The organism is Paracoccus sanguinis, assembly GCF_012689545.1.
GTDB lineage: Bacteria > Pseudomonadota > Alphaproteobacteria > Rhodobacterales > Rhodobacteraceae > Paracoccus > Paracoccus panacisoli.
The window spans coordinates 1,182,798-1,206,809 of sequence record NZ_CP051542.1 but is presented as its reverse complement, the minus strand read 5'-3'; the positions used below and the strand labels follow the sequence as shown (position 1 = coordinate 1,206,809).

General features: G+C 70.4%; 23 protein-coding genes and 1 pseudogene. 13 read left to right on the top strand and 11 right to left on the bottom strand.

Translation table 11 applies throughout. The features are described from left to right. Nucleotides 1-12: 12 nt before the first annotated feature. The 11 genes from HGN31_RS05780 to HGN31_RS05730 all read left to right on the top strand — a co-directional run bounded on the left by HGN31_RS05780 (nucleotide 13) and on the right by HGN31_RS05730 (nucleotide 10,788). Nucleotides 13-603, top strand: a complete 591-nt coding sequence (locus tag HGN31_RS05780; RefSeq protein ID WP_036704559.1) for an acyl-homoserine-lactone synthase — start codon at nucleotides 13-15, stop codon at nucleotides 601-603. A 56-nt stretch (nucleotides 604-659) separates the two neighbouring features. Then, a complete protein-coding gene (locus HGN31_RS05775; protein ID WP_168782614.1) occupies nucleotides 660-2,039 on the top strand; it encodes a replication-associated recombination protein A in 1,380 nt (459 codons plus the stop codon). Between the two features lie 129 nt (nucleotides 2,040-2,168). Next, complete coding sequence (gene crcB / locus HGN31_RS05770; RefSeq protein ID WP_168782613.1) at nucleotides 2,169-2,534, top strand: fluoride efflux transporter CrcB; 366 nt, start codon at nucleotides 2,169-2,171, stop codon at nucleotides 2,532-2,534. Further along, nucleotides 2,531-3,583, top strand: coding sequence for an RluA family pseudouridine synthase (locus tag HGN31_RS05765; protein ID WP_168782612.1), 1,053 nt, complete (start codon nucleotides 2,531-2,533; stop codon nucleotides 3,581-3,583). Before crcB ends, HGN31_RS05765 begins: the two co-directional genes overlap by 4 nt. Further along, complete coding sequence (locus HGN31_RS05760; RefSeq protein ID WP_168782611.1) at nucleotides 3,583-4,239, top strand: HAD-IA family hydrolase; 657 nt, start codon at nucleotides 3,583-3,585, stop codon at nucleotides 4,237-4,239. The genes HGN31_RS05765 and HGN31_RS05760 overlap by 1 nt, the downstream gene beginning before the upstream one ends. Beyond that, on the top strand, nucleotides 4,236-4,952 hold the full coding sequence (locus tag HGN31_RS05755; protein WP_168783827.1) for an ATP12 family chaperone protein: 717 nt from the start codon (nucleotides 4,236-4,238) through the stop codon (nucleotides 4,950-4,952). The genes HGN31_RS05760 and HGN31_RS05755 overlap by 4 nt, the downstream gene beginning before the upstream one ends. A 180-nt stretch (nucleotides 4,953-5,132) precedes the next feature. Further along, nucleotides 5,133-6,158, top strand: coding sequence for an amino acid ABC transporter substrate-binding protein (locus HGN31_RS05750; protein ID WP_036703421.1), 1,026 nt, complete (start codon nucleotides 5,133-5,135; stop codon nucleotides 6,156-6,158). Nucleotides 6,159-6,338: 180 nt separating this feature from the next. Next, nucleotides 6,339-7,601 (top strand): amino acid ABC transporter permease, encoded by a 1,263-nt coding sequence (locus tag HGN31_RS05745; protein ID WP_036703432.1) that lies wholly within the window; start codon nucleotides 6,339-6,341, stop codon nucleotides 7,599-7,601. A 1-nt stretch (nucleotide 7,602) separates the two neighbouring features. Beyond that, entirely contained in the window at nucleotides 7,603-9,054 is a 1,452-nt protein-coding gene (locus HGN31_RS05740; protein WP_168782610.1) for an amino acid ABC transporter permease, read from the top strand. A gap of 90 nt (nucleotides 9,055-9,144) precedes the next feature. Continuing rightward, entirely contained in the window at nucleotides 9,145-9,894 is a 750-nt protein-coding gene (locus HGN31_RS05735; protein WP_168783826.1) for an amino acid ABC transporter ATP-binding protein, read from the top strand. Between the two features lie 33 nt (nucleotides 9,895-9,927). After that, entirely contained in the window at nucleotides 9,928-10,788 is an 861-nt protein-coding gene (locus HGN31_RS05730; RefSeq protein WP_156127490.1) for a calcium-binding protein, read from the top strand. Between the two features lie 258 nt (nucleotides 10,789-11,046). On the opposite strand, the gene HGN31_RS05725 is transcribed toward HGN31_RS05730, so the two are convergent. Further along, a protein-coding gene (locus HGN31_RS05725) for an IS3 family transposase (protein WP_168781936.1) occupies nucleotides 11,047-12,236 on the bottom strand; the annotation gives its coding sequence in 2 pieces (ribosomal slippage) (nucleotides 11,047-11,984 and nucleotides 11,984-12,236; 1,191 coding nt in all). A 165-nt stretch (nucleotides 12,237-12,401) separates the two neighbouring features. Beyond that, nucleotides 12,402-13,262 (bottom strand): D-amino-acid transaminase, encoded by an 861-nt coding sequence (locus HGN31_RS05720; protein ID WP_168782609.1) that lies wholly within the window; start codon nucleotides 13,260-13,262, stop codon nucleotides 12,402-12,404. 168 nt (nucleotides 13,263-13,430) lie between these two features. On the opposite strand from HGN31_RS05720, the gene HGN31_RS05715 reads away from it, so the two are divergent. Further along, a complete protein-coding gene (locus HGN31_RS05715; protein ID WP_168782608.1) occupies nucleotides 13,431-14,399 on the top strand; it encodes an L-malyl-CoA/beta-methylmalyl-CoA lyase in 969 nt (322 codons plus the stop codon). Nucleotides 14,400-14,660: 261 nt separating this feature from the next. Here HGN31_RS05715 and HGN31_RS05710 read toward each other — a convergent pair whose 3' ends face one another. The 8 genes and pseudogenes from HGN31_RS05710 to HGN31_RS05675 form a co-directional block, all read right to left on the bottom strand. After that, nucleotides 14,661-16,445, bottom strand: a complete 1,785-nt coding sequence (locus HGN31_RS05710; protein WP_168782607.1) for a BCCT family transporter — start codon at nucleotides 16,443-16,445, stop codon at nucleotides 14,661-14,663. Between the two features lie 169 nt (nucleotides 16,446-16,614). Further along, nucleotides 16,615-17,097: a TFIIB-type zinc ribbon-containing protein gene (locus HGN31_RS16760; protein ID WP_168782606.1), complete on the bottom strand. Its 483-nt coding sequence runs from the start codon at nucleotides 17,095-17,097 to the stop codon at nucleotides 16,615-16,617. Between the two features lie 9 nt (nucleotides 17,098-17,106). Then, nucleotides 17,107-18,759, bottom strand: coding sequence for an ABC transporter ATP-binding protein (locus tag HGN31_RS05700; protein WP_168782605.1), 1,653 nt, complete (start codon nucleotides 18,757-18,759; stop codon nucleotides 17,107-17,109). Next, nucleotides 18,756-19,592 (bottom strand): ABC transporter permease, encoded by an 837-nt coding sequence (locus tag HGN31_RS05695; protein WP_168782604.1) that lies wholly within the window; start codon nucleotides 19,590-19,592, stop codon nucleotides 18,756-18,758. The genes HGN31_RS05700 and HGN31_RS05695 overlap by 4 nt, the downstream gene beginning before the upstream one ends. Next, nucleotides 19,589-20,527, bottom strand: coding sequence for an ABC transporter permease (locus HGN31_RS05690; RefSeq protein ID WP_168782603.1), 939 nt, complete (start codon nucleotides 20,525-20,527; stop codon nucleotides 19,589-19,591). The genes HGN31_RS05695 and HGN31_RS05690 overlap by 4 nt, the downstream gene beginning before the upstream one ends. A 239-nt stretch (nucleotides 20,528-20,766) precedes the next feature. Then, entirely contained in the window at nucleotides 20,767-21,105 is a 339-nt protein-coding gene (locus HGN31_RS05685) for a helix-turn-helix domain-containing protein (RefSeq protein ID WP_244961204.1), read from the bottom strand. A gap of 64 nt (nucleotides 21,106-21,169) precedes the next feature. Further along, nucleotides 21,170-21,499, bottom strand: coding sequence for a hypothetical protein (locus tag HGN31_RS05680; protein ID WP_168782602.1), 330 nt, complete (start codon nucleotides 21,497-21,499; stop codon nucleotides 21,170-21,172). Between the two features lie 21 nt (nucleotides 21,500-21,520). After that, a pseudogene (locus HGN31_RS05675) lies at nucleotides 21,521-23,192 on the bottom strand (MFS transporter). Between the two features lie 72 nt (nucleotides 23,193-23,264). On the opposite strand from HGN31_RS05675, the gene HGN31_RS05670 reads away from it, so the two are divergent. Next, nucleotides 23,265-23,594: a hypothetical protein gene (locus tag HGN31_RS05670; protein ID WP_168782601.1), complete on the top strand. Its 330-nt coding sequence runs from the start codon at nucleotides 23,265-23,267 to the stop codon at nucleotides 23,592-23,594. Nucleotides 23,595-23,650: 56 nt separating this feature from the next. Here the strand turns inward: HGN31_RS05670 and HGN31_RS05665 are convergent, their stop codons facing one another. Then, nucleotides 23,651-23,929, bottom strand: coding sequence for a GlsB/YeaQ/YmgE family stress response membrane protein (locus tag HGN31_RS05665; RefSeq protein ID WP_036705893.1), 279 nt, complete (start codon nucleotides 23,927-23,929; stop codon nucleotides 23,651-23,653). Nucleotides 23,930-24,012 lie beyond the last annotated feature (83 nt).

Here is a 24,012-nt window from a genome sequence, read left to right as displayed (position 1 = left end):
AGGAGAAGACCCATGCAAACCACGACCCTCTCGTTCACCAACCTCCACAACTACGGCGAGCTGTTCGCCAATTTCTTCCGTGCCCGCCGCCAGAGCTTCATCATCCAGCGCAACTGGGACCTTCCTCAGGTCGACGGGATGGAGTTCGACCAGTACGACACCCCCCAGTCGCGTTGGGTGGCCGTGCATGACGGCGGCAAGGTGCTGGCCGGGATGCGGTTGACCCCCACCACCGCAAGCTGCGGCATCTATTCCTACATGATCCGGGACGCGCAGCGCGGCATCCTCGGCGGCTCGATCCCGCAGGACCTGCTCTATGGCGAGGCCCCGGTCGACGACCACACATGGGAGGCGACGCGCCTCTTCGTCAGCCACGACACCCCCCAGTCGATCCGCCGCCGGGTGCACGCCCAGCTCGTGGACACGATGGTGAGCTGCGCCCGCGGCGTCGGCGCCACCCGGCTTCTGTCGCTCAACGGCGAGGCGTGGCCGCGGGTGTTCTCGCGCTGCAAGATCGAGGCCGAGGCGATCGGCCGGCTCTGCTGGATCGACGATGGGTATTACCAGTGCACCGCCATCAATCTCGCCGGGAAGATGCACTGAGGCGACACCGCCGGCGGGGGATACACTCTGCCGGCGGTCGGGCATAGTCTCGCGCCATGCCCGACCTGTTCGATTCCGCGCCCGCCCCGACCCCGCTGCAGCCCCACGGCAGCGGGAAGGGTGGGTCACGGGAACGCCAAGCCGCCGCGGGCGGGGGCAGGGGCGCCCACCGGCCGCTGGCCGACCGGCTGCGGCCGCAACGCCTGTCGGAGGTCATCGGCCAGGACGAGGTGCTGGGCGAGGCCGGCCCGCTGGGCGCGATGCTCGCCGCGGGCAGCCTGTCCTCGCTGATCCTGTGGGGCCCGCCCGGGGTCGGCAAGACCACCATCGCCCGGCTGCTGGCCGACCAGACCGACCGGGTGTTCGTCCAGATTTCCGCCATCTTCTCGGGCGTGGCCGAGCTGCGCCGGGTGTTCGACGCCGCCCGCCTGCGCCGCGAGCAGCCCGACGGCAAGGGCACGCTGCTTTTCGTCGACGAGATCCATCGCTTCAACAAGGCCCAGCAGGACAGCTTCCTGCCGCATATGGAGGACGGCACGATTCTCCTCGTCGGGGCCACGACCGAGAACCCCTCGTTCGAGCTGAATGCCGCACTGCTGAGCCGCGCGCAGGTCGTCGTGCTGCGCCGTCTCGAACTCGCCGACCTCGAACTGCTCGCTCAGCGGGCCGAGCGCGAGATGGGACGCGCCCTGCCGCTCGACGGCCCCGCCCGCGACGCGCTGCTCGAGATGGCGGACGGCGATGGCCGGGCGGCCCTGAACCTGATCGAGCAGGTGATGGCGTGGAAGACCGACGCCAGGCTTGACCGCGAGGCGCTGGCGCAGCGGCTCATGCGCCGCGCGGCGCGCTATGACAAGTCGGGCGACGAGCACTTCAACCTGATCTCGGCGCTGCACAAGTCGGTGCGCGGCTCGGACCCGGACGCGGCGCTCTACTGGCTCGCGCGGATGCTTGAGGGGGGCGAGGACCCGCGCTACCTCGCCCGCCGCCTGACGCGCATGGCGATCGAGGACATCGGCCTCGCCGACCCCGCCGCGCAGCGCCACTGCCTCGACGCCTGGGCGCTCTACGAGCGGCTGGGCAGCCCCGAGGGCGAGCTGGCGCTGGCGCAGGCGGTGATCTACCTCGCGCTGGCGCCGAAATCGAACGCCGGCTACGTCGCCTACAAGGCCTCCCGCGCCGAGGCGAAGCGGACCGGCAGCCTCACCCCCCCGGCGCATATCCTCAACGCCCCCACGAAGCTGATGAAGGAGCAGGGCTACGGCGCCGGCTACGCCTACGACCACGACGCCGAGGACGGGTTCTCGGGCCAGAACTACTTCCCCGAAGGCATGAAGCGCCCGGTCCTCTACGTCCCCGTCGAGCGCGGCTTCGAGCGCGAGCTGAAGAAGCGGCTCGACTGGTTCGTGGGCCAGCGCGCGAAGCGCGGCGGGTGAGCGGCCTGAGGGGGCTCTGCCCCCGCGCCCGTGCCGGGCGCTCCCCCGGGATATTTCTGTCCAGCCCGAAGGGCGGGCGACGCCGGGCTGGCGGTTGACTTTGCCCGCCGCCCCCCTAGAGGTCAGCCCATGATGAACCCCATTCTCCAGGTCGCGCTCGGCGGGGCGGCGGGCTCGGTGGCGCGCTACGGCGTCACCCGGGCGGCCGCCGCCGTCTCGCCCGGCTTCCCGCTCGGCACGCTGATCGTCAACGTCGCGGGCTCGCTGGCCATGGGCGTGCTCGCCGCGGCGCTGCTGCCGCGCGCGGGCGCCCACGTGCCGCTGCTGATGACCGGGCTGCTCGGCGGCTTCACCACCTTCTCGGCCTTCTCGCTCGACGCGGTGACGCTGTGGACCCGCGGTGCGCAGGGGCTGGCGGTCGGCTATGTTGCGGCCTCGGTGGCGCTCTCGCTCGCCGCGCTGGCGCTCGGCCTCAGCCTCGGGCGGCCGGCATGAGCGGCGTCCAGACCCTGCGCGTGGCCGAGGACGAGGGCGACCAGCGCCTCGACCGCTGGCTGCGGAAACGCTTTCCGCAGCTCAACCAGATCGCCATCGAGAAGATGTGCCGCAAGGGCGAGCTGCGGGTGGACGGCGCCCGCGCCAAGCCCGCGACCCGCATCGAGGCGGGGCAGGACATCCGCATCCCGCCGCTGCCCGACGCAGCCCCCGAGGCGCCCCGCGCCCCCGCCCAGGCCCGTTCCCCGCGCGAGGATGACGCGCGGATGATCCAGTCCGCCGTCCTCTGGAAGGATGAGCACATCATCGCGCTGAACAAGCCCGCCAGGCTGCCGAGCCAGGGCGGCTCGGGGCAGGGGGACCGGCACGTGGACGGCCTGACCCCGGCGTTGATGTTCGGCTACAAGGACCGGCCGAAGCTGGTCCACCGGCTCGACAAGGACACCTCGGGGGTGCTGCTGCTGGCCCGCACCGACCGGGTGGCGCGGCGGCTGTCGGAATCCTTCCGCGCCCGCACCACCCGCAAGATCTACTGGGCCGCGGTCGCGGGCGTGCCCTCGCCCGCGATGGGCACGGTCCGCTTCGGCCTCGTCAAGGCCCCCGGCCACGGCCGCGGCGGCGAGGGCGAGAAGATGGTCGCTGTCCACCCCGCCAAGGTCGACCAGACCGAGGGCGCCAAGCGCGCCACCACCGACTACGCGGTGCTCGACCGGCTCGGCACCCGCGTCTCGTGGTGCGCGCTGGTCCCCGTCACCGGCCGCACCCACCAGCTGCGCGCGCACATGGCCGAACTCGGCCACCCGATCATCGGCGACGGCAAGTATGGCGGCTCGGGGCAGGAAAACCTCGGCGACGGCTGGGGCGCGCAACTGGGCGGAGAGATCAGCCGCAAGCTGCACCTGCACGCCCGGCAGATCAGCTTCGACCACCCGATCACGGGCAAGCGGATCACCCTGACCGCCCCGCTGCCGGACCACATGGCGCGGACCTGGAAAACCCTGGGCTGGCACGAGAGTGACGTGCCCGCCGACCCGTTCGAGGACGCGTGATGCGGCTGATCATCTGGGACGTGGACGGCACGCTGGTCGACAGCCACGCGATCATCATGGATTCGATGAACGCGGGCATCGCCGCGGCCAACCTGCCGCCGCTGCCCTCGGCCGCGATCAGCGGCATCGTCGGACTGTCGCTGCCGGTCGCGGTCGCCACGCTTCTGCCCGACGCGGACGAGCCCGCCCGCGCCCGCGTGGTCGAGACCTACCGCAGCCACTATTTCACCGCCCGCAGCGGCGGCGAATCGCCCCTGTTTCAAGGCGCCCGCGACCTCCTCGACCGGCTGGCCGCGCGCGAGGACGTGCTGATGGCCATCGCCACCGGCAAGTCGCGGCGCGGGCTCGACGCGCTGCTGGCGGCGCACGGGATCGCGGGGCTGTTCGTCACCACCCAGACCGCCGACGACCACCCCTCGAAACCCGCGCCGGGTATGGTGCTGGCGTGCCTCGCCGCCGCCGGCGTGGACGCGGGTGAGGCGCTGATGATCGGCGACACCAGCTTCGACATCCAGATGGCGGGCAACGCCGGGGTCCGCGCCCTCGGCGTCGCCTGGGGCCACCACACGCCCGAGGCGCTGCGCGCCGCCGGCGCGGCGGACGTCGCCCCCGACATGGACGCGCTCGGCCGCATGATCGACGCGTGGCTGGCATGAGCGAGTGGGCGCCGCGCCGCTTCTGGACGCAGGCCGCGGCCGAGCCGGTCGCGGGCGGCTGGCAGGTCACGCTCGACGGCAAGCCGATCCGCACCCCGGGCAAGCTGCCCCTCGTGCTGCCGACCGAGGCGCTGGCCCGCGCCATCGCCGCGGAATGGGACGCCCAGACCGACCGCATCGACCCCGGCGCGATGCCGCTGACGCGGGCCGCCAACTCGGCCATCGAGAAGGTCGCGCCGCAGTTCGCCGCGGTCGCCGACATGCTGGCCGAGTATGGCGGCACCGACCTGCTCAGCTACCGCGCCGACCACCCCGAGGTGCTCGCCACCCGGCAGGCGGCCGAATGGGACCCGCTGATCGACTGGGCCGCGGTGGCGCTCAAGGCGCCGCTCAGGATCACCGAAGGGGTGATCCCGGTGCCGCAGGACCCCGCCGCCCTCGCCCGCCTGCGCGACCGGCTGGACCGGCTGACCCCGTGGCAGCTCACCGCGCTGCATGACCTCGTGACGCTGCCCGGCTCGCTCATCCTCGGGCTCGCTGTGCTCGAGGGGCGGATCGACGCCGCCACCGCGCACCGGCTCGCGCGCCTCGACGAGGACTATCAGGCCGAGCAATGGGGCCGCGACGACGAGGCCGAGGCCGCCGCCGCCGCCCGGCTCGACGCGATGCGGGTGGCCGAGCGGCTGCTCGCGCTGCTCGTGCCTGCGCTCTGACCAGCGCCCGACCGGGACGGGGCCGGCCTGCGCGACAGGGTTGACCTGTGGGGAGGGACCGGCAAGATGCTGCCGATACGGTGCGACGCCGCGGGGGGACATCCCGCGCGACCGGGCCGGAGCGATCCAAGAAAACCGCACCGGGCAACACAGTCCGGGCGCCCAACAGAGAGGAATCCCATGCTCAACAAGCTGTTCCTGGCCACCGCCGCCACCGCGGCGCTCGCGGCGGGCGCCGCGATGGCCGCCGAAGGCGAGACGCTGGCGCAGGTCAAGTCGCGCGGCGTGCTCAACTGCGGCGTCAACACCGGTCTCGTCGGCTTCGCCGCGCCGGACGCCAACGGCAACTGGTCGGGCTTCGACATCGCCATCTGCAAGGCCGTCGCCGCCGCCGTGCTGGGTGACGCGACCAAGGTGAAATACATCCCCACCACCGGCCAGACCCGCTTCACCGCGCTCTCCTCGGGCGAGGTCGACGTGCTCGCCCGCAACTCGACCTGGACCTTCCAGCGCGACACCGACCTCAAGCTCGATTTCGCCGGGGTGAACTACTACGACGGCCAGGGCTTCATGGTCCGAAAGGACCTGGGCGTGTCGTCGGCCAAGGAACTGGACGGGGCGACGATCTGCATCCAGACCGGCACCTCGACCGAGCTGAACCTCGCCGACTGGTTCCGCGCCAACAACATGACCTACCAGCCGGTCAACATCGACTCGAACGCCGAGGGCGAGCAGCAGTACATGGCCGGCGCCTGCGACGCCTACACCACCGACGCCTCGGGCCTCGCGGCGACGCGGGCGGCCTTCGCCGACCCCGACAACCACATCATCCTGCCCGAGATCATCTCGAAAGAGCCGCTCGGGCCGGCGGTGCGCCACGGCGACAACAACTGGGGCGACATCGTCCGCTGGGTGCTCTACGCGCTCATCTCGGGCGAGGAATACGGCGTGACCTCGGCCAACATCGAGGAGCTGTCGAAGTCCTCGACCAACCCCGACGTGCAGCGGATGCTGGGCGCGACCGACGACTACGGCGCGATGCTGGGGCTGGACAAGGAATGGGCCAAGCGCGCCATCGCCGCCTCGGGCAACTATGGCGAGATCTTCGCCGCCAACATCGGCGAGCAGACCCCGATCGGGCTGGCGCGCGGGCTGAACGCGCTCTGGACCCAGGGCGGGCTGATGTACGCGATGCCCTTCCGCTGAGGGCCGGGGCCGTCCCCTCGCGCGCCCGGCGCGCGAGGGACGGCCTGACCTGAGCCGGGTCGCGGGCGGCCCTCGCGCCGCCCCGGCCCCCCCACCACGACCCAACACGACGCGCGGTCCAAGGCGGACGACAGAGCCGCCGCCCCGCAGGGAGAGTCGACGATGGCGCCCAAGTCGCCCATGTCACCGGTCACCGCGCCGGGGGACCGCCCGTTCCGGCTGTCCATGCTGATCTACGACCGCAAGTTCCGGTCGCTCACCATCCAGACGCTGGTGTTCATCATCGTCATGCTGTTCGCGGCGTGGCTGGTGAACAACACCGTCCAGAACCTCGCCCGGCAGGGCAAGACCTTCGACTTCGGCTTCCTGTGGAACCGGGCGGGCTACGACATCCCGTTCCACATCATCCCCTATTCCTCGGCCGACACGCATCTGCGCGCCGCGATGGTGGGTCTGACCAACACGCTGCTCGTCTCGGCGCTCGGCTGCGTGCTGGCCACGATCATCGGGGTGCTGGTGGGGGTGCTGCGGCTGTCGCGCAACTGGCTCGTGGCGCGGCTGATGACCGTCTATGTCGAGATCTTCCGCAACGTCCCCCTGCTGCTCTGGATCCTCGTGATCCTCGCCCTCTTCACCGAGGTGATGCCGGGCCCGCGCGACTACCGCCCCGACGCGGACGGCAACGCCAAGGCCGAGATGATCCTCTTCGACAGCGTGGCGCCGACCAACCGCTATACCGCCGTGCCGCGGCTCGCCGTGGACCACGACCCGGGCAGCGTGGCGCTGGGGCCGGTCAGCCTCGACACGGTGTTCCTCGCCTTCGTCGTGGCGCTGGTCGCGGCCTGGCTGATCCACCGCTGGCTCAGGGGCTGGGCGCAGGCGCGGCAGGACGCGACGGGGCGGCGGCCGCTCACCTGGCCGTTCTCGCTCGCCCTCTACCTCGTGCCGCTGGTCGTGCTGTCGCGCGTCTTCGGCGTCCACTTCATCCGCCCCGAGCTGACCGGCTTCAACTTCTCGGGCGGGCTCAACCTCGACAACGGCTTCGTCGTCCTGCTGCTGGCGCTTTCGCTCTACACGGGCGCCTTCATCGCCGAGATCGTCCGCGCCGGCATCCTCGCCGTCAGCCGCGGCCAGTCCGAGGCCGCCGCCGCCCTCGGCCTGCAACCGCGCGGGATCATGGGCCTCGTCATCCTGCCGCAGGCGCTCAGGGTCATCATCCCGCCGCTGATCTCGCAGTTTCTGAACCTGACCAAGAACTCGTCGCTCGCCATCGCCGTGGGCTACCCGGACCTGCGCGCCACGCTGGGCGGCACGACGCTGAACCAGACCGGGCGCGAGATGGAATCGATGATCGTGATGATGGGGATCTACCTCGCCATCAGCCTCGCCATCTCGGGGGTGATGAACGTCTACAACGCCCGCGTGAAGCTGAAGGAGCGCTGAGATGTCCGAGCTGCACGCCGAAACCGTCCCCTTCGTCCGCGACACGATGCTGCCGCAGGCCGCCCCGCCCGCGCGCCAGTCCGGCGCCGTGCTGTGGCTGCGCGAGAACCTGTTCTCGGGGCCGCTGAACACGATCCTGACCCTCGTGGGGCTGGCGGCCGTCTGGTACCTCGTCTCGCACCTCTGGCCGTGGTTCGCCAACGCCGTCTGGAACGCCGGCAGCATGGGCGAATGCCGCCGCATCATCGCCGAGCGCGCGGGCGAGGGCGCCACCGGCGCCTGCTTCGCCGTGATCCGCGAGCGCTGGAACCAGTTCCTCTACGGCTTCTACCCGTCGCAGCTCTACTGGCGCCCGACCGCGACGTGGGGACTGCTGCTCTTTGCCGTGGCCCCGGTTCTCTTCTCGGAAAGCCCGCGGCTCAGGCGCGGGGTGCTGGCGGTGGCGGGCGTCACCGCCTTCGCCGCCTGCGTGGCGCTCGGCGCGCCGCCGCGGGTGCTGATGATCCTCGCCGCGACCATCGTGCTCTGGACTGCGCTGATCGAGTACCGCCCCGGCTGGTCGCTGCTGGCGAGCCTGCTCTTTCCCTTCCTCGGGGTCTGGCTGCTCTGGGGTGGCTCGGCCTGGGGGCCGCTCATGGCGCTGGCGGGCTTCGTCGCGGGCTTCCTCGTCTGGCGCGTGACCGCACGGCTCGGCTTCCTCGCCCCCGCGCTCGGCATCGCCGCCGCCATCGGCTGGTGGCTCTGGCTCGGTCCCCGCGCCGCCACCGACCTCCAGGCGATGCTGCCGCTCGCCATCCCTTACGTCGAATCGCGGATGTTCGGCGGCTTCCTCCTCGCCATCACCATCGGCGTCGCGGGCATCGTCATGTCGCTGCCGCTCGGCATCATCCTCGCGCTGGCCCGGCAATCCAACATGCCCGTGGTCAAGATGCTCGCCGTGATGTTCATCGAGTTCATCCGCGGTGTCCCGCTCATCACCCTGCTCTTCGTCGCCTCGATCCTGCTCAACTACTTCCTGCCGCCGGGCACCAGCTTCGACATCATCCTGCGGGTCATCATCATGGTGACGCTGTTCGCCAGCGCCTACATGGCCGAGGTGATCCGCGGCGGGCTCGCCGCCCTTCCCCGCGGCCAGTACGAGGCCGCCGATTCGCTCGGCCTCGACTACTGGAAGGCGCAGCGCCTCATCATTCTGCCGCAGGCGCTCAAGATCTCGATCCCCGGCATCGTCGGCACCTTCATCGGGATGTTCAAGGACACCACGCTCGTGACCTTCGTCGGCCTCTTCGACCCGCTGAAGCAGATGGCCGACACGATCCGCGCCACCTTCGAATGGAAGGGCGCCTATTGGGAGCCCTACGTCTTCACCGGCACCATCTTCTTCTTCATCTGCTTCGCCATGTCCCGCTATGCCATGCATCTGGAACAGCGGCTGAAGCGCGAGCACCGCTGAGAGGCCCCACCCATGACCCAGACCGACCTCTCCCACCCGTCCGAGCGTCTTGCCGAGCGCCTGCCCGACCGGGCCGTCGACCGCAGCCACATGACCGTCAGCGATCAGGTGGCGATCGAGATCGACAAGATGAACAAGTGGTACGGCACCTTCCACGTCCTGCGCGACATCGACCTGATCGTGCGCCGCGGCGAACGGATCGTCATCGCCGGCCCCTCGGGGTCGGGCAAGTCGACGCTGATCCGCTGCATCAACCGGCTTGAGGAACACCAGTCCGGCCGCATCGTGGTGGACGGGACCGAACTCACCAACGACCTCAAGAACATCGACAAGGTGCGCTCCGAGGTCGGAATGGTGTTCCAGCACTTCAACCTGTTCCCGCACCTGACCGTGCTCGAGAACTGCACCCTCGCCCCGATCTGGGTCCGCAAGGTGCCCCGGCGCGAGGCCGAGGAGACCGCGATGCATTTCCTGCGCGAGGTCCGCATCCCCGAGCAGGCGCACAAATACCCGGGCCAGCTCTCGGGCGGGCAGCAGCAGCGCGTGGCCATCGCCCGCTCGCTCTGCATGAAGCCGCGGATCATGCTGTTCGACGAGCCGACGTCGGCCCTCGACCCCGAGATGATCAAGGAGGTGCTCGACACCATGATCGAACTCGCCGAGGGCGGCATGACCATGCTCTGCGTCACCCACGAGATGGGCTTCGCGCAGGCGGTGGCGAACCGGGTGATCTTCATGGACCAGGGCCAGATCGTCGAAGAGAACACCCCCACCGAATTCTTCAACAATCCGAAATCCGAACGCACCAAACTGTTCTTGTCGCAGATTCTCGGGCATTGATTCGGAAAACGCGCACAACGCTCGGGGGACGTGATGAACCAGATGTACATGCTGCTGCTCGGGGTGCTCGGCATTGCCGCGGTGGGCAGCCTGCTCAGCACCGGCGACGATGACCCGATCGACGAGGGCACGCCGGTCCCCGACCTGCCGATGATCGACGGCACCGAGGGGCCGGACGAGCTCGACGGCACCGCCGGGGACGAGATCCTGCGCGGCCTCGCGGGCGAGGATACCATCGACGCGGGCGCGGGCGACGACTGGATCTACGGCGGCCTCGGCGACGACACGGTGATCGCGGACGCGGGCGACGACCGGGTGTTCCTCGGCCAGGGCGACGACCTCTACGGCGACCCGGACGCGGGGCCGGACGTGGCCGACGGCAACGACACGATCGAGGGCGGGACCGGCGACGACACCGTCTATGCGGGCGCGGGCGACGACTTGATCCTGCCCGGCGACAACGACGACGGCGACGACGTGCTGAACGGCGGGGCGGGCCGCGACACCATCGACGGCGGCGACGGCAACGACACCATCGGCGCCGCCGACCAGGCCGACGACGCCGCCGATTCGCTGATGGGCGGCGAGGGCGACGACCGCATCGTGCTGGGCGCCGGCGACTTCGCCGACGGCGGCGAGGACCGCGACGACTACCTCGTCCATACCTCCTATCCCGACTCGACCATCGCCTATTCGCCCGAGGACCGGGTGGTGATCCAGTACGAGGGCCCGGCCGAGGCCCCGCCGCGGATCGAGCTCGTCCAGGACGGCGACAACGTGCGGGTGATGGCCGACGGCGATCTGGTCACCACGCTGCGCGACACGCTGGTGCGCGACGTGAGCTATCAGGTCCAGGCCCAGCCTGCCGCCGAGAGCACCGCCACCGGCGCCTGACCCCTCCGCCGCGGCGACCTGCCCGGCACCGCCGTGACGGCCTGACCGCTCACGCGCGGCAGGTCGCGGCGCCGGCCCGCCCCCTCGGGCTGGACCAAAATATCCTCAGGGGGTGAGGCCGCGCCTGCGGCCGAGGGGGCGCGAGCGCCCCCTTTTGCGTCGGTCCCGACACGCAAAACCGTTCGCATGAACTGTGCATGAACATCGCACGAACGATGCACGAACCCTGCATGGGCCGTGTGACCTGCCACTGAACTTTCATCCAACGGCGACCTGAGCCCGGTTTTTGTTTACGCCTGTTGGCGCGGGTTGAGCAATCGCCCGGCGCGCGGAGCTTTCATCTCGCGCAGCGGGGCGGGCGATTGCGGGGTTCAGGTTCGCGGCAAACCCTACAGGGGTCTGGTAGCCCAAGGCCGAGTGGGGCCTTTCGGTGTTGTAATCCGTGACCCAGGCAGCGATCAGGTCACGGGCATGGGCGATGTTGCGGAACAGGGCCTCGTTCAGAAGCTCGTCCCGCATCCTGCCGTTGAAGCTTTCGACGAACCCGTTCTGCATCGGCTTGCCCGGCGCAATGTAATGCCATTCGACCTTGTGCTCGGCGCACCACTTCAGGATCGCGTTCGATGTCAGCTCTGTCCCGTTATCGCTGACAATCATTCCAGGCCTGCCGCGGCGTTCGATCAGCGCCGTCAGTTCCCGAGCCACGCGGCGGCCCGAAATCGAGGTGTCCGGGATCGCCGCCAGACATTCGCGGGTGACGTCGTCAACCACGTTCAGCACCCGGAAGCGCCGCCCGCAGGCGAACTGGTCATGGACGAAGTCCAGCGACCACCGTGCATTGGCTCGTGTCTCGATCAGGATCGGTGCCCTCGTTCCGAGGGCCTTGCGGCGCGCTTTGCGTTTACGCACGGTTAAGCCCTCTTCTCGGTAAAGCCGATAGATGCGGTTGATCCCGGATGGCTCTCCCTCGCGCCTGAGCAGCACGAACAGCCGCCGGTAGCCGAACCTGCGCCGCTCGTTGGCCAGATCCCGCAACCGCCCGCGCAGCGCCGTGTCCGGCGCTCGCTGGGACTGGTAGCGCACCATCGTCCGGTCCGCCCCGGCAATCTGGCACGCCCGCCGCTCCGACAGCCCGAGATGGGCCTTCAGGTGCGCGACAGCCTCGCGCTTCACGGCGGGCGTTACCACTTTTTTGACAGCAGTTCTTTCATCGCAGCCATGTCGAGCATCTGGTCAGCCAGCAAGCGCTTCAGCCTGGCGTTCTCGTCCTCGAGTGCCTTCAGCCGCTTCGCCTCCGACACCGTCATCCCGCCATACTTCGCCTTCCAAGCGTAAAATGTGCCTTCCGACATGCCGTGCTTGCGGCACAGATCTGCGCACTTCGCGCCGGCATCATGCTCCTGAAGGATACCGATAATCTGTTCCTCGGTCCGTCGTGCCTTCTTCATCTTCGTCCGTCCTCTCGTTGGGCCGGACTCTAGTCACAGATGGAGGAAAAAGCCCGTGGCAGGTCACGTGCATCGCGATTTTCGCCGATTTCCCGGGAAAACCGCCCGAACCGCCGCCCGTGCGCCGCCGCCGTTGCGCGGTGCAGCGCGCGCCGCCGTTGCGCCTCAGACCGCGGTCTTGCGCGACTCCTCGAGGTAGATCTCGCGCAGCCGCCGGGCGAGCTTGCCGGGGGTGCCGTCGCCCAGCGTCGCGCCGTCGATCTCGACCACCGGCATGACGAAGGCCGAGGCCGAGGTGATGAATGCCTCGTCCGCCGCCTGCGCCTCCTCGACGGTGAAATTGCGTTCCTCGACAGTCATTTGCGCCTCGCGCGCCAGCCGCAGCACGGCCGCGCGGGTGATCCCGTGCAGGATGTCGTGCGACAGCGCCCGGGTGACGATCGCGCCGCCCGCGACGATATAGGCGTTGTTCGAGGTGCCCTCGGTCACGAACCCGTCCTCGACCAGCCAGGCGTCGTCGCAACCCTTTGCTTTCGCTTCCATCTTCGCCATCGACGGATAGAGAAGCTGCACCGTCTTGATGTCGCGGCGGTGCCAGCGGATGTCGGGCAGGGTACAGACCTTCCAGCCCGTCTGCGCCGCCGGATTGTCCGCGAGCCCCGGCTTCGACTGCGTGAACATCACGACGGTCGGCGGCAACTCCTTGGGCGGAAAGGCGAAATCCCGGTCGCCCGGATTGCCGCGGGTGACCTGCAGATAGACCATACCGTCCTCGAGCGCGTTCTCGGCGACGAGCTGGCGGTGCAGGTCCAGCCAGGTCGCCTCGTCATGCGGGTTGGCGATCCCCAACTCTCCCAGCGAGCGCGCCAGCCGCGTCATATGCCCCTGAAAGTCCGGCAGTTTCCCGCCGAGCACGCTCACTACCTCATAGACCCCGTCGGCCATCAGGAAGCCGCGGTCGAACACCGAGACGGTCGCCTGATCCTCGGGCAGCAGGGCGCCGTTGACATGGACGATGCGGGACATGGGCTTTCTCCGGGGTTTCTCTGGTCGGGGGTGTTCTGCGCCAATCCGCGCGGTGCTTCAATGCCCGCGGGCGCCCGTGCAGCCGCAGAACCGCTTGATGCAGGCGCAGCAATTATCTATCACCGACGCAGCTCACGACGAAACATCCTTGCCTTTCCGAGGTCCGAAATGTCCTTCCGCCTGCAACCCCAGCCGCCCGCCCGTCTCAACCGCTGCCAGCTCTTCGGCCCGGGGTCGCGGACGCAACTGTTTGAAAAGATGGCGGCCTCGGCGGCGGACGTGATCAACCTCGACCTCGAGGACTCGGTGGCGCCCGACGACAAGGAACAGGCCCGCAAGAACGTCATCCAGGCCATCGGCGACGTCGACTGGGGCACCAAGACGCTGTCGGTGCGGATCAACGGGCTCGACACCGGGTGGTGGTATCGGGACGTAGTGGACCTGCTGGAACAGGCCTCGGACCGCATCGACCAGATCATGATCCCCAAGGTCGGCAACGCGATGGACCTCTACGCCGTCGACGCGCTGGTGACCGGTATCGAGAAGGCCAGGGGCCGCACCAAGCCCATCGCCTTCGAGGTCATCATCGAATCCGCCGCCGGCATCTCCCATGTCGAGGAGATCGCCGGCGCCACCCCGCGCCTGCAGGCGATGAGCCTCGGCGCCGCGGACTTCGCGGCCTCGATGGGGATGGCCACGACCGGGATCGGCGGCACCCAGGAAAACTATTACATGGCGCGCGAGGGGCAGAAATACTGGTCCGACCCGTGGCACTGGGCGCAGGCCGCCATCGTCGCCGCCTGCCGCACCCACGGCGTCCTGCCGGTCGATGGCCCGTTCGGCGACTTCAGCGACCAGGACGGGTTCCGCGCCCAGGCGCTGCGCTCGGCGACGCTCGGGATGGTCGGCAAATGGGCCATCCACCCGAGCCAGGTGGCGCTGGCGAACGAGGTGTTCTCGCCCTCCGAGGCGGCGGTCGGCGAGGCGCGCGAGATCCTCGCCGCGATGGACGCGGCGCAGAAATCCGGGGCCGGGGCCGCGGTATACAAAGGTCGACTGGTTGACATCGCGTCGATTCGTCAGGCACAAGTGATCGTGCGTCAGGCAGAGTTGATCGCCGAGGCGGCAACGCGCTGACGAGACGAATACCCGGGCGGCACGGCGGGGAGGCCCAGCCGCCAATCGGGGGAGGAGCGACAGGTCCCGCTGCATTGCGGGGCCTGTCTCTGTTGAAGGGCCCGGTTCGCGCGATCCGACGCCGCCCATTAACCCCCCGGCATCACCGACACGCTGGAACGTTCTGCCGCACCATCGCACCGGTGGGCTTGAAGCCAAAGCTTTGTTCAAAAACAAAAAAGGCCCGGCACGCGCCGGGCCTTCGTTGTTCGGGGTGTGGACTCAGTCCGCCGCCTTCACCTCGCGGCGCTCGCCCATCAGCCCCTTGATGATCGCGTAGCACGCCCCGAGCAGCACCAGCGTGAACGGCAGCCCGGTCGAGACCGCCATCGCCTGCAGCGCGGTCAGGCCGCCGCCGAGCATCAGTGCGATGGCCAGCATCCCCTCGACACTCACCCAGAACAGCCGCTGCGGCACCGGGGCGTCGACCTTGCCGCCGGCGGCGATGGTGTCGATCACCAGCGACCCCGAATCGGCCGAGGTGATGAAGAACACCATCACCAGCACGATGCCGATCAGGCTGGTCACCTGCGCCAGCGGCAGTTGCCCGAGCATCTGGAAGAGCTGCAGCTCGAGCGCCGCGTCCACCGCACCCGTGAAGCCGCCGAGATACTGCGTGATTGCCGTCCCGCCGAGCGCGGTCATCCACAGCACCGAGATCAGCGCCGGGATCACCAGCACCGCGGTCAGGAACTGCCGCACCGTGCGCCCGCGCGAGACGCGGGCGATGAACATCCCCACGAACGGCGACCAGCTGATCCACCACGCCCAGTAGAACGCGGTCCAGCCTTGGCGGAAGTTGTCGTCGGTGCGCCCGAAGGGGTTCGACAGCGGAATGAAGTCACGCGCATAGGCCGACAGGTTGCCGAAGAAGCCGGTGGCGATCTGCCAGGTCGGCCCGACCGCGATGATGAACGCCAGCAGCAGCATGGCGAGGATCATGTTCGCCTGCGACAGGATCTTGACCCCGCGCTCGACCCCCAGCCCGACCGACAGCCCGGCGACGATGGTGATGGCGATGATCACCACGATCTTGGTCGTCAGCGAGGCCGGGATCCCGAACAGGTAATGCAGCCCCGCCGTCGCCTGCTCGGCCCCGAAGCCGAGCGAGGTCGCCAGCCCGAAGATCGTCGCGAACACCGCGAGGATGTCGATGATGTGGCCGGGCCAGCCCCAGATCCGCTCGCCGAAGAGCGGGTAGAAGACCGAGCGCATCGTCAGCGGCAGGCCCTTGTTGTAGGAGAACAGCGCCAGCGCCAGCGCCACCACCGCATAGATCGCCCAAGGGTGCAGACCCCAGTGGAAGATCGTGGCGGCCATCGCCAGCCGGCGGGCGGCCATGGGATCACCCGCGGCACCCTCGAGCGGGGCCCAGTCGGTGCGCACGCCGTCCTCGATCACCACGCCGCCGAGGGCCGCGTCGAAGTGGCCCAGCGGCTCGCTGACGCCGTAGAACATCAGCCCGATCCCCATCCCGGCCGCGAACAGCATCGCAAACCAGCCGAAGAGCGAGAAGTCGGGCGACGCCTCGGGGCCCCTCAGCCGGACGCTGCCCAGCGGCGAGACGATCAGCCCGAGGCAGAGCAGCACGAAGACGTTGCCTGCGGCGAGGAAGAACCAGTCGAGGTTGCCGGTCAGCGCGCCGCGTAGGCTGGTGAAGGCGGTTTCGACCCCGCTCGGCTGGGCGACGCCGTCGATGGGGGGCTGGGCGGTCAGGATCTGCCCGACCAGGGTGCCGACGGTGAAGAGCGCGATCACCACGGCCGAGACGATGAAGACCACCTTGTGGATGTCGATCTCGAACGTGACGGCGCGGCTGACGTTGTCCTGTCCGATCTCGTAGGGGGTCTCGATGATCTCGGTCGGCCCCTCGGGTTCGGGCAGGGGCTCGGTTGCCGTCTCGGCCAGGTCCGCCTCGGGGACAAGGCGATCCGCGGCGGGGTCGGTTTGGTCGGTGTCGGCGCGTGTGAGGTCACGCGCCCCGGGTTGGCGGGTGGGGTCTGTCATCTCATCCTCGTCATCGGGACTCGCAGGGTTGTGAAGGGGGCGAACCTGTCACAACCCGTCGGCCCAATTCAACCGTCTAGGCGCAGGAGATTGAGAAACCGTTAAGAGCCAGGGACTTGCAGTCGAGAATCAGGGCGGGGGAGGGGCGGGGCCGGGCGAACGGCCCCGTTCAGAAGTCGAAGAGGTCCGACAGGAACGACTCGCGCTTGCGCTTGCGATAGCGGCGGTCGTCGTCGTCATCATCGTCGCGGTCACGGTCGCGGCGGCGTCCGTCGTAGCGGTCGCCGTAGCGGCCGGCCTCGCGCCGTTCGTCGTGGCGCCGGTCATCGGCGCGCCGGTCGTCTGAGCGCCACTCGTCGGGGCGACCACCGCCCGGCTCGCCCCGGAACTGCGGGGCGCCGTGCAGGTCGGGCGCGGCGGCGGGGTGGGCGGCGGGCGCAGGGGCGAAGGCGCCCGAGCCCTGCGGGGCGACGAAGCCCGGCTGGGGCGGCGGCTGCATCACCACCGGCGGCTCGGGCGGCGCGGCGCGGTCGATGATCTTGTCCAGCTCGCCGCGGTCGAGCCACACGCCCCGGCACTTGGGGCAGTAGTCGATCTCGACCCCGCTGCGTTCGGTCATCACCAGGGTCTCGCCGTCAACGGGGCACTGCATGGCCGCTCCTCACCTCTGTTCAGGCAGAGTTAGGGCAGGCGGGGCCGCCTGCAAGGGGGGAATGGCGGCGGCGAGGCCCGCATCGTCGGGGGGCGTCCAGTCGGCGGGAATCCGCGGCGTCGCGGCCACCAGCCGCCTTGTATAGGGGTGGCAGGGGGCGGTCAGGATCGCCTCGGTCGGGCCGTCCTCGACGATCCGCCCCTTCTCCATCACCAGCACCCGGTCGGTGATCCGGCGCACCACCGACAGGTCGTGGCTGATGAACAGCCACGCCATCCCGTGCGACGCCCTGAGCCGCGCCAGCAGGTCGAGCACCTGCGCCCGCACCTGCACGTCGAGCGCGCTCACCGCCTCGTCGAGGATCACCAACCGGGGGCGGATGATGAGCGCCCGGGCGATGGCGATGCGCTGGCGCTGCCCGCCCGAGAACTGGTGGATGTGGCGGGACATGGCCTCGGCGGGGATGCCGACCTCGGCCAGCGCCTCGGCCACGCGGTCGCGCCAGTTCCGGGGGCGGCCGGTCAGGTGGAAGGGCTCGGCCACCAGCCGGTCCACCCGCCAGCGCGGGTCGAAGCTGCCGTAGGGGTCCTGGAACACCACCTGCACCTTGGCCCTGAGCGCCCGCGGCATCCGTGCGGTGACAGGCGCGCCGTCCAGCAGGATGCGGCCCCCCTGCAACGGGTCGAGCCCGAGGATGGCGCGGGTCAGCGTGGACTTGCCGCAGCCGGACTCGCCCACCAGCCCCACCGACTCGCCGTCCGCGACGCTGAGCGAGACCCCGTCCACCGCGCGCAGCACCCCATGCGGCGCCCCGATCCGCGGGCGGGGCAGGCGGTAGGCGCGCACCGCGCCCTCGACCCGCAGGATCGGGGTGTCGTCGGGCGCGACTGCCACCCGCGGCGGCTGGTGGCGGGCGGCGGCGAACAGCGCGCGGGTGTAGGGGTGGGATTGGGTGCGAAACAGCGCCTCGGTCTCGCCCTGCTCGACGATCCGGCCGGACTGCATCACCGCGACGCGGTCGGCCACCCCCGCCACCACCGCGAGGTCGTGGGTGATGAGCATCAGCGCCATGCCCTCGTCGCGCACCAGCCCGGCCAGCAGGTCGAGGATCTGCGCCTGGGTGGTCACGTCCAGCGCCGTGGTCGGCTCATCCGCGATGAGCAGGTCGGGGGCGTCGGCGATGGCCATCGCGATGGCCACCCGCTGCCGCTGGCCGCCGGACAGCTCGTGCGGATAGAGCGTCAGCGGAAACCGCGGCGCCGCCAGCCCCACCCGGTCGAGCCGCGCCCGCGCCACCGCCAGCGCCTCGGCCCGGCCCATGCCGTGATGCCGGGTCAGCACCTCGGCCACCTGGTCGCCGATGGTCATCAGCGGGTTGAGCGCCGTCATCGGTTCCTGAAAGATCATCCCGATGCGGCGGCCGCGCAGGTCGTTCAGCGCCCGCTCGGGCAGGGTCAGCAAGTTGGTGCCGTCCAGCACGACCTCGCCGGTCGCGGCGGCCCCCTCGGGCAAGAGGCCGATCACCGCCAGCGCGGTCATCGACTTGCCCGACCCGCTCTCGCCCACCAGCCCGGTGACGCGGCCGGGGGCAAGGTCGAGCGTCACCCCCTCGAGCACCCGGTGCCCGCCGATGGTCACGCCGAGGTCGCGGACCGAGATCATGCCACCCCCAGCCCGGTGGACCGCAGCCGCAGCTGCGGGTCGAGCGCATCGCGCAGCGCGTCGCCCAGCAGGTTCAGCCCCAGCACCGTGCCGACGATGGCGAGGCCCGGGGCGATGGCGACGTGCGGGGCCACCGTGACCAGCGTCTGCGCCTCGGCCAGCATCCGCCCCCAGCTCGGCGTCGGTGGCTGCGCGCCGAGGCCGACGTAGCTCAGCCCCGCCTCGGCGAGGATGCCGAGGCTGAACTGGATGGTGCCCTGCACGATCAGCAGGTTGGCGATGTTGGGCAGGATATGCTCGAGGCTGATGCGCGCAGGCCCCTTGCCCGCCACCTGCGCCGCGCGGATGTAATCGAGCGTCCACAAGGGCATCGCCCCCGCCCGGGTGACGCGGGCGAAGACGGGGATGTTGAAGATCCCGATGGCGAGGATGGCGTTGACCGCCGAGGGCCCGAGCGCCGCGGTGATGAGGATGGCGATCACCAGCGAGGGGAAGGCGAAGATCAGGTCGTTGCCGCGCATGATCGCCTCGTCCAGCCACCCGCCGCGGCGAGCGGCGGCGATCAGGCCCAGCGGCACCCCGACCAGCACGCCGATCCCCACCGCGACCAGCGCCACGGCGAGCGAGGTGCGCGCCCCCACCATCACCATCGACAGGATGTCGCGGCCGAAATGGTCGGTCCCGAACGGATGCGCTGCCGAAGGCGGCTTCAGCTTGTCGGCGATGCTGATGCCGGTCACGCCGTAGGGCGTCCAAACCCAGGACAGCAGCGCTGCCCCGAGCGCCAGCGCGGTCAGCAGCAGTCCGAGGGTGAGGCCCAGCCGGCGCGTCATCGCCGCCTCAGCCTCGGGTCGACGGCCGCATAGGCCAGATCGACGAGGAAGGTGACGAGGATCACCGCCGCGACCAGCACCAGCACCGCCGACTGCACCACCACCAGATCGCGCTGGGTGATGGCCTGGAAGATCAGCCGCCCGACGCCGGGCAGGTAGAACACGTTCTCGATGATGATCGCGCCCGCCATGAGGAACGAGAACTGCATCCCGAGGATGGTCAGCACCGGGATCAGCGCGTTCCTCAGGGCGTGGCGCCTGAGCGCCTGCCCGCGCGACAGGCCCTTGGCGCGGGCCGAGCGGATATAGTCCTGCCCCAGCGTCTCGATCAGCGCCGAGCGCAGCACGCGGGCGAGGATCGCCGCCTGCGGCAGGGCCAGCGCGATGGCCGGCAGGATCAGCGATTTCAGCGCCGCGCCGGGGTGGGACCAGCCGGGGAAGCCGCCGGCCGGCAGCCAGCGCAGCTTCACCGCGAAGACCAGCACCAGCAGCATCGCGAACCAGAAGTTCGGCAGCGCGATGCCGAGCTGCGTGGCCCCCATCACCGCCGCATCCGCCGGCCCGCCGCGCTTGCGGGCGGCCAGCATCCCGACCGGAAACGCCACCGCCACCGCCAGCCCCAGCGCCATCAGCGCCAGTGGCAGCGAGACCTGCACGCGGGCGAGGATCATCCCCGCCACCGGCGTCTTGTAGGCGAGGCTGGTGCCCAGATCGCCCGTCAGAACCCCGCCGAGCCAGCGCGCGTAGCGGACCGGCCAGGGCAGGTCGAGCCCCATCTGCTCGCGCAGCGCCGCCACCGTGTCGGGCTGGGCGCCGGTGCCGAGCATGAAGCTCGCCGGGTCGCCGGGGACCAGATCGACGACGGCAAAGATCACCGCCGAGGCGACAGCGAGGCTGAGGATCAGCGAGAGCAGGCGGCGGAGGATCGGCGACATGGCCCGGACGCTAGGCGGCGTCCGGCGTCAGGTCCAGCGCCATGCGCCGATGGCAGCCGCAGAGAGGGGCTCTGCCCCTCGCCGCGCGCGGGGCGCGCGCGGCTCACCCCGGGATATTTCGGTCCAGCCCGAGGCTCATGGCCGCAGCTCGCGCCTCGGGCTGGAGACAAATATCCTCGGGGGTCCGGGGGCAGACAGCCCCCGGTCCGGCGCCGGGGCCTGCGGCGCGCCGCCCGCGGTCATCGTTGCCCGGCGATCCTGAGCACGCCCTCGGGGTCGCGGGCGATGAGGCTGAGGTAGCTGCGCACCGCCTTTTCCGGGCGCGAGCGGCCGGTTTCCCATTTGCGCAGGGTCTTGACGTCGAGCCCGTAGCGCAGGGCGAACTCGGTCTGCGTGAGGTTCAGCCCGCTGCGCAGGGCGGCCACGTCCACCGTCTCGGGGGGGGCGATGGGTGTCACCGCCAGCCCGGCGGCGGCGAGCGCGCGGGTGGTGGCGTCCAGATCGGCCACCGCCGGCAGCGTGGCGCGGGCCGGTCCCTCATACATCACCTTTTCGACCAGCCGCTTGGCCTGAAGCATGGTCAACCCCGCCTCGACCAGCGCCGGCACCGCGGCGAAGATGTCGATGCGCCGGTCATTGGGTTCAAGCGCCGCCTCGACGGGCGAACCGGAGCGGTTTGGGTATATGTCCCGGACTGGCCCCAGTCGTTCGAGACGCTCCCTGAACGATGATGGCATCATAATCCAAAACCTCCATGACGGTCGCGGCGACCCGCACCATCCACGTCCGCGTCAACTGCCCCGAACCGACGGCCACCACATGGACCCCGATCAGGGACAACACGCCATCAGCCTCGCAGACCTCGGCCATGAACGTCAGGCTCAGCCCCGCATAAGCCAGCTCGGCCGTGACAAGACGGCCTTCGATGGCCGCCCAGTCGAAGGCGAAACCCACGCCATTCACATACTCCATCGGCGCACCCGTTTCAATCGCTCACGCGCCGGGGACGTTGATCTTGCCCAGCAGCGGCAGGTCGTCGGCCGGGGTGACGCTGTGGCGCTCGATCATCCGGTGGACGGTGGGGTCGCCCTCGCCCCGGTGCAGCGCCCTCAGGGCCAGCGTCACCTCGGCGTCCGACTTGGTGCGGCGCAGGTTGTGGCGGACGTATTCGTCCCAGGTGGCGATGTGATAGGACTCGCTCCAGTGGTCGGGGTTCTCGAGGTCGCGCAGAAGCGCCCAGTTCCGCGCCCCGTCGCGGCGGCGGATCGCGCGGCGCCGCGCCATCAGGCGCAGGAACTCGGCCGTGTCGGCGTGGGCGATGACGTAATCCACCATCACCATGATCGGCCCCGAGCGTCCCCGCAGGTCGAGCGCCAGCGCCGGTTCGCGGAAGCGGTTGGCGGGGTCGAGGTCGAGCTTGCCGAACTCGGGCTGGCTGAACCAGCGCCCGATCGCCGCCCCGGCGACCAGCAGCGCGGCCGCCCACAGCATCGCCTGCGAGACGCCCTGCGCGCCCGCCACCATCCCCCAGACCCAGGCCCCGGCGGCCATCCCGCCGAAGGTCGCGGTCTGATAGAGCGCCAGCGCCCGCGCCACGACCCAGCGCGGGGTCGAAAGCTGCACGGTCACGTTGAAGAGCGACAGCGCCAGCACCCACGAGGCCCCGGCGGGCAAGAGCGCCAGCCCCTGCAGCCAGACGTTGTCGGTCAGGGCCAGCGTGGCGCAGGCGACGGCAAAGCCCAGAAACGCCAGCCGGACGACGTTCTCGTTGTTCATCCGCTCGCGCAACCGCGGGTTGGCTGCGGCGCCGAGGATGGCGCCGAAGCCGTAGCAGCCGAGCAGCAGCCCCAGCATCAGCGACCCGCCCTCGGGGTGGCTCTTGGCGATCAGCGGCAGAAGCGCCAGCACCGCGACGGCGGAGAACCCGAAGAGCGCACCCCGCGCCAGCACTCGCATGAGGTTCGGGGACAGGACCACGTAGCGCAGCCCCGCCGCGACCGGGACCGAGCGGCTCGGGCGCATAGGCGCGCTCGCGCACCGGGGGGCGCCAGCGCAGCATCGCCACGATCAGCGGCAGATAGCTGGCGGCGTTGACCGCAAAGGCCGCCGCCGCCCCCCAGGCCGCGACGATCAGCCCTCCCGCCGCCGGCCCGACCGAGCGCATCAGGTTGAACCCGACCGAGTTCAGCGTCACCGCCGCGGGCAGGTCGGCGCGGGGCACGAGGTCGCCCATGCTCGCCTGCCACGGCGGGTTGTAGAGCGCCTGCCCGACGCCGATCAGGAAGGTCAGCGCCAGCAGCGAATAAGGGTCGAGCCACCCCCGCCACGCCACCACGGCCAGCAACAGCGACACCCCCGCCATGATCGCCAGCGCCGCGAGCAGCAGCCGCTTGCGCTCGAAGATGTCGGCCAGCGCGCCGGAGAGTAGCGCGAACAGCATGATCGGCAGGGTGTTCGACGCCTGCACCAGCGCCACCAGCGTGGCGCTGTCGGTGAGCTGCGTCATCATCCACGCCGCGCCCACCGCCTGCACCAGCCCGCCGAAGTTCGACACCAGCGTCGCCGCCCAGAGGTTGCGGAAGGCCGCGTGCCGGAACGGCGCCAGCGCCGAGGACGACGCAGGCGGGGCGGGATCGCGCAAGGGGGGCGGGGCGGGTCTGGACATCATCGGCGCTCGCCCGGCACTCTGACCCGCCCCGGCGCGTGGGGCAACAGGCCCGGCAGGGGGGAGAGCGAGATGGACGAGCCCGACACCGACCCGGCCGTGCTGCGGACCCGGCAGATGGCGCTGAGGGCGATCATGGACGGCCGCGGCGCCGAGGTGGTGGTGCTGCGCGACCCGGCGCTGGTGGCGCATTACGGCGGCGCGGCGCTGCCCGGCGGCACGGTGCTGCTGGTCACGGCGGCGGAGGTGCGAGCGGTCGCCGGCGAGCCTCAGGCGGTGGAAACCCTGCGCGGCGCCGCGCGGGTCGTCGGGCACGACGGCAGCGGCGGACTGGGCGCGGGCGAGGCGCTTGATCTGGGGGCGGTCATCCGCCGGCAGGTGGCCGGACACGCCGGGCGGTGAAACGAAAACGGCCCCGCGCTCGGCGGGGCCGCTCTCTGGTCAGCGCGAAGCGCCGATCAGTTCCGGTTGAAGAGGCGCAGCACCAGCAGCAGGATCACGGCGCCGATGGTGGCGAACACGATCGAGCCGAGGATGTTGGTGCCGGCCACGGTGTTGCCGGTGGCGGGGGCCGCGCCGAGGTTCCAGCCGAGGGCCGGGAAGAGCAGCGAGGCGATGACCGCGCCGACGACGCCGACGATGATGTTCATCAGCGTGCCCTGGCCGTGGCCCTTGACGATCTGGCCGGCGAGCCAGCCCGCGATGGCGCCGATGATGATGGCGATGATGAGACCCATGGGATTCCCTTTCGAAGCGCAGTTCCTGACCGCCGTCATTGGCGGAGACGGCGGCACAACCCCATGAAAACCGGCAGGGTTCC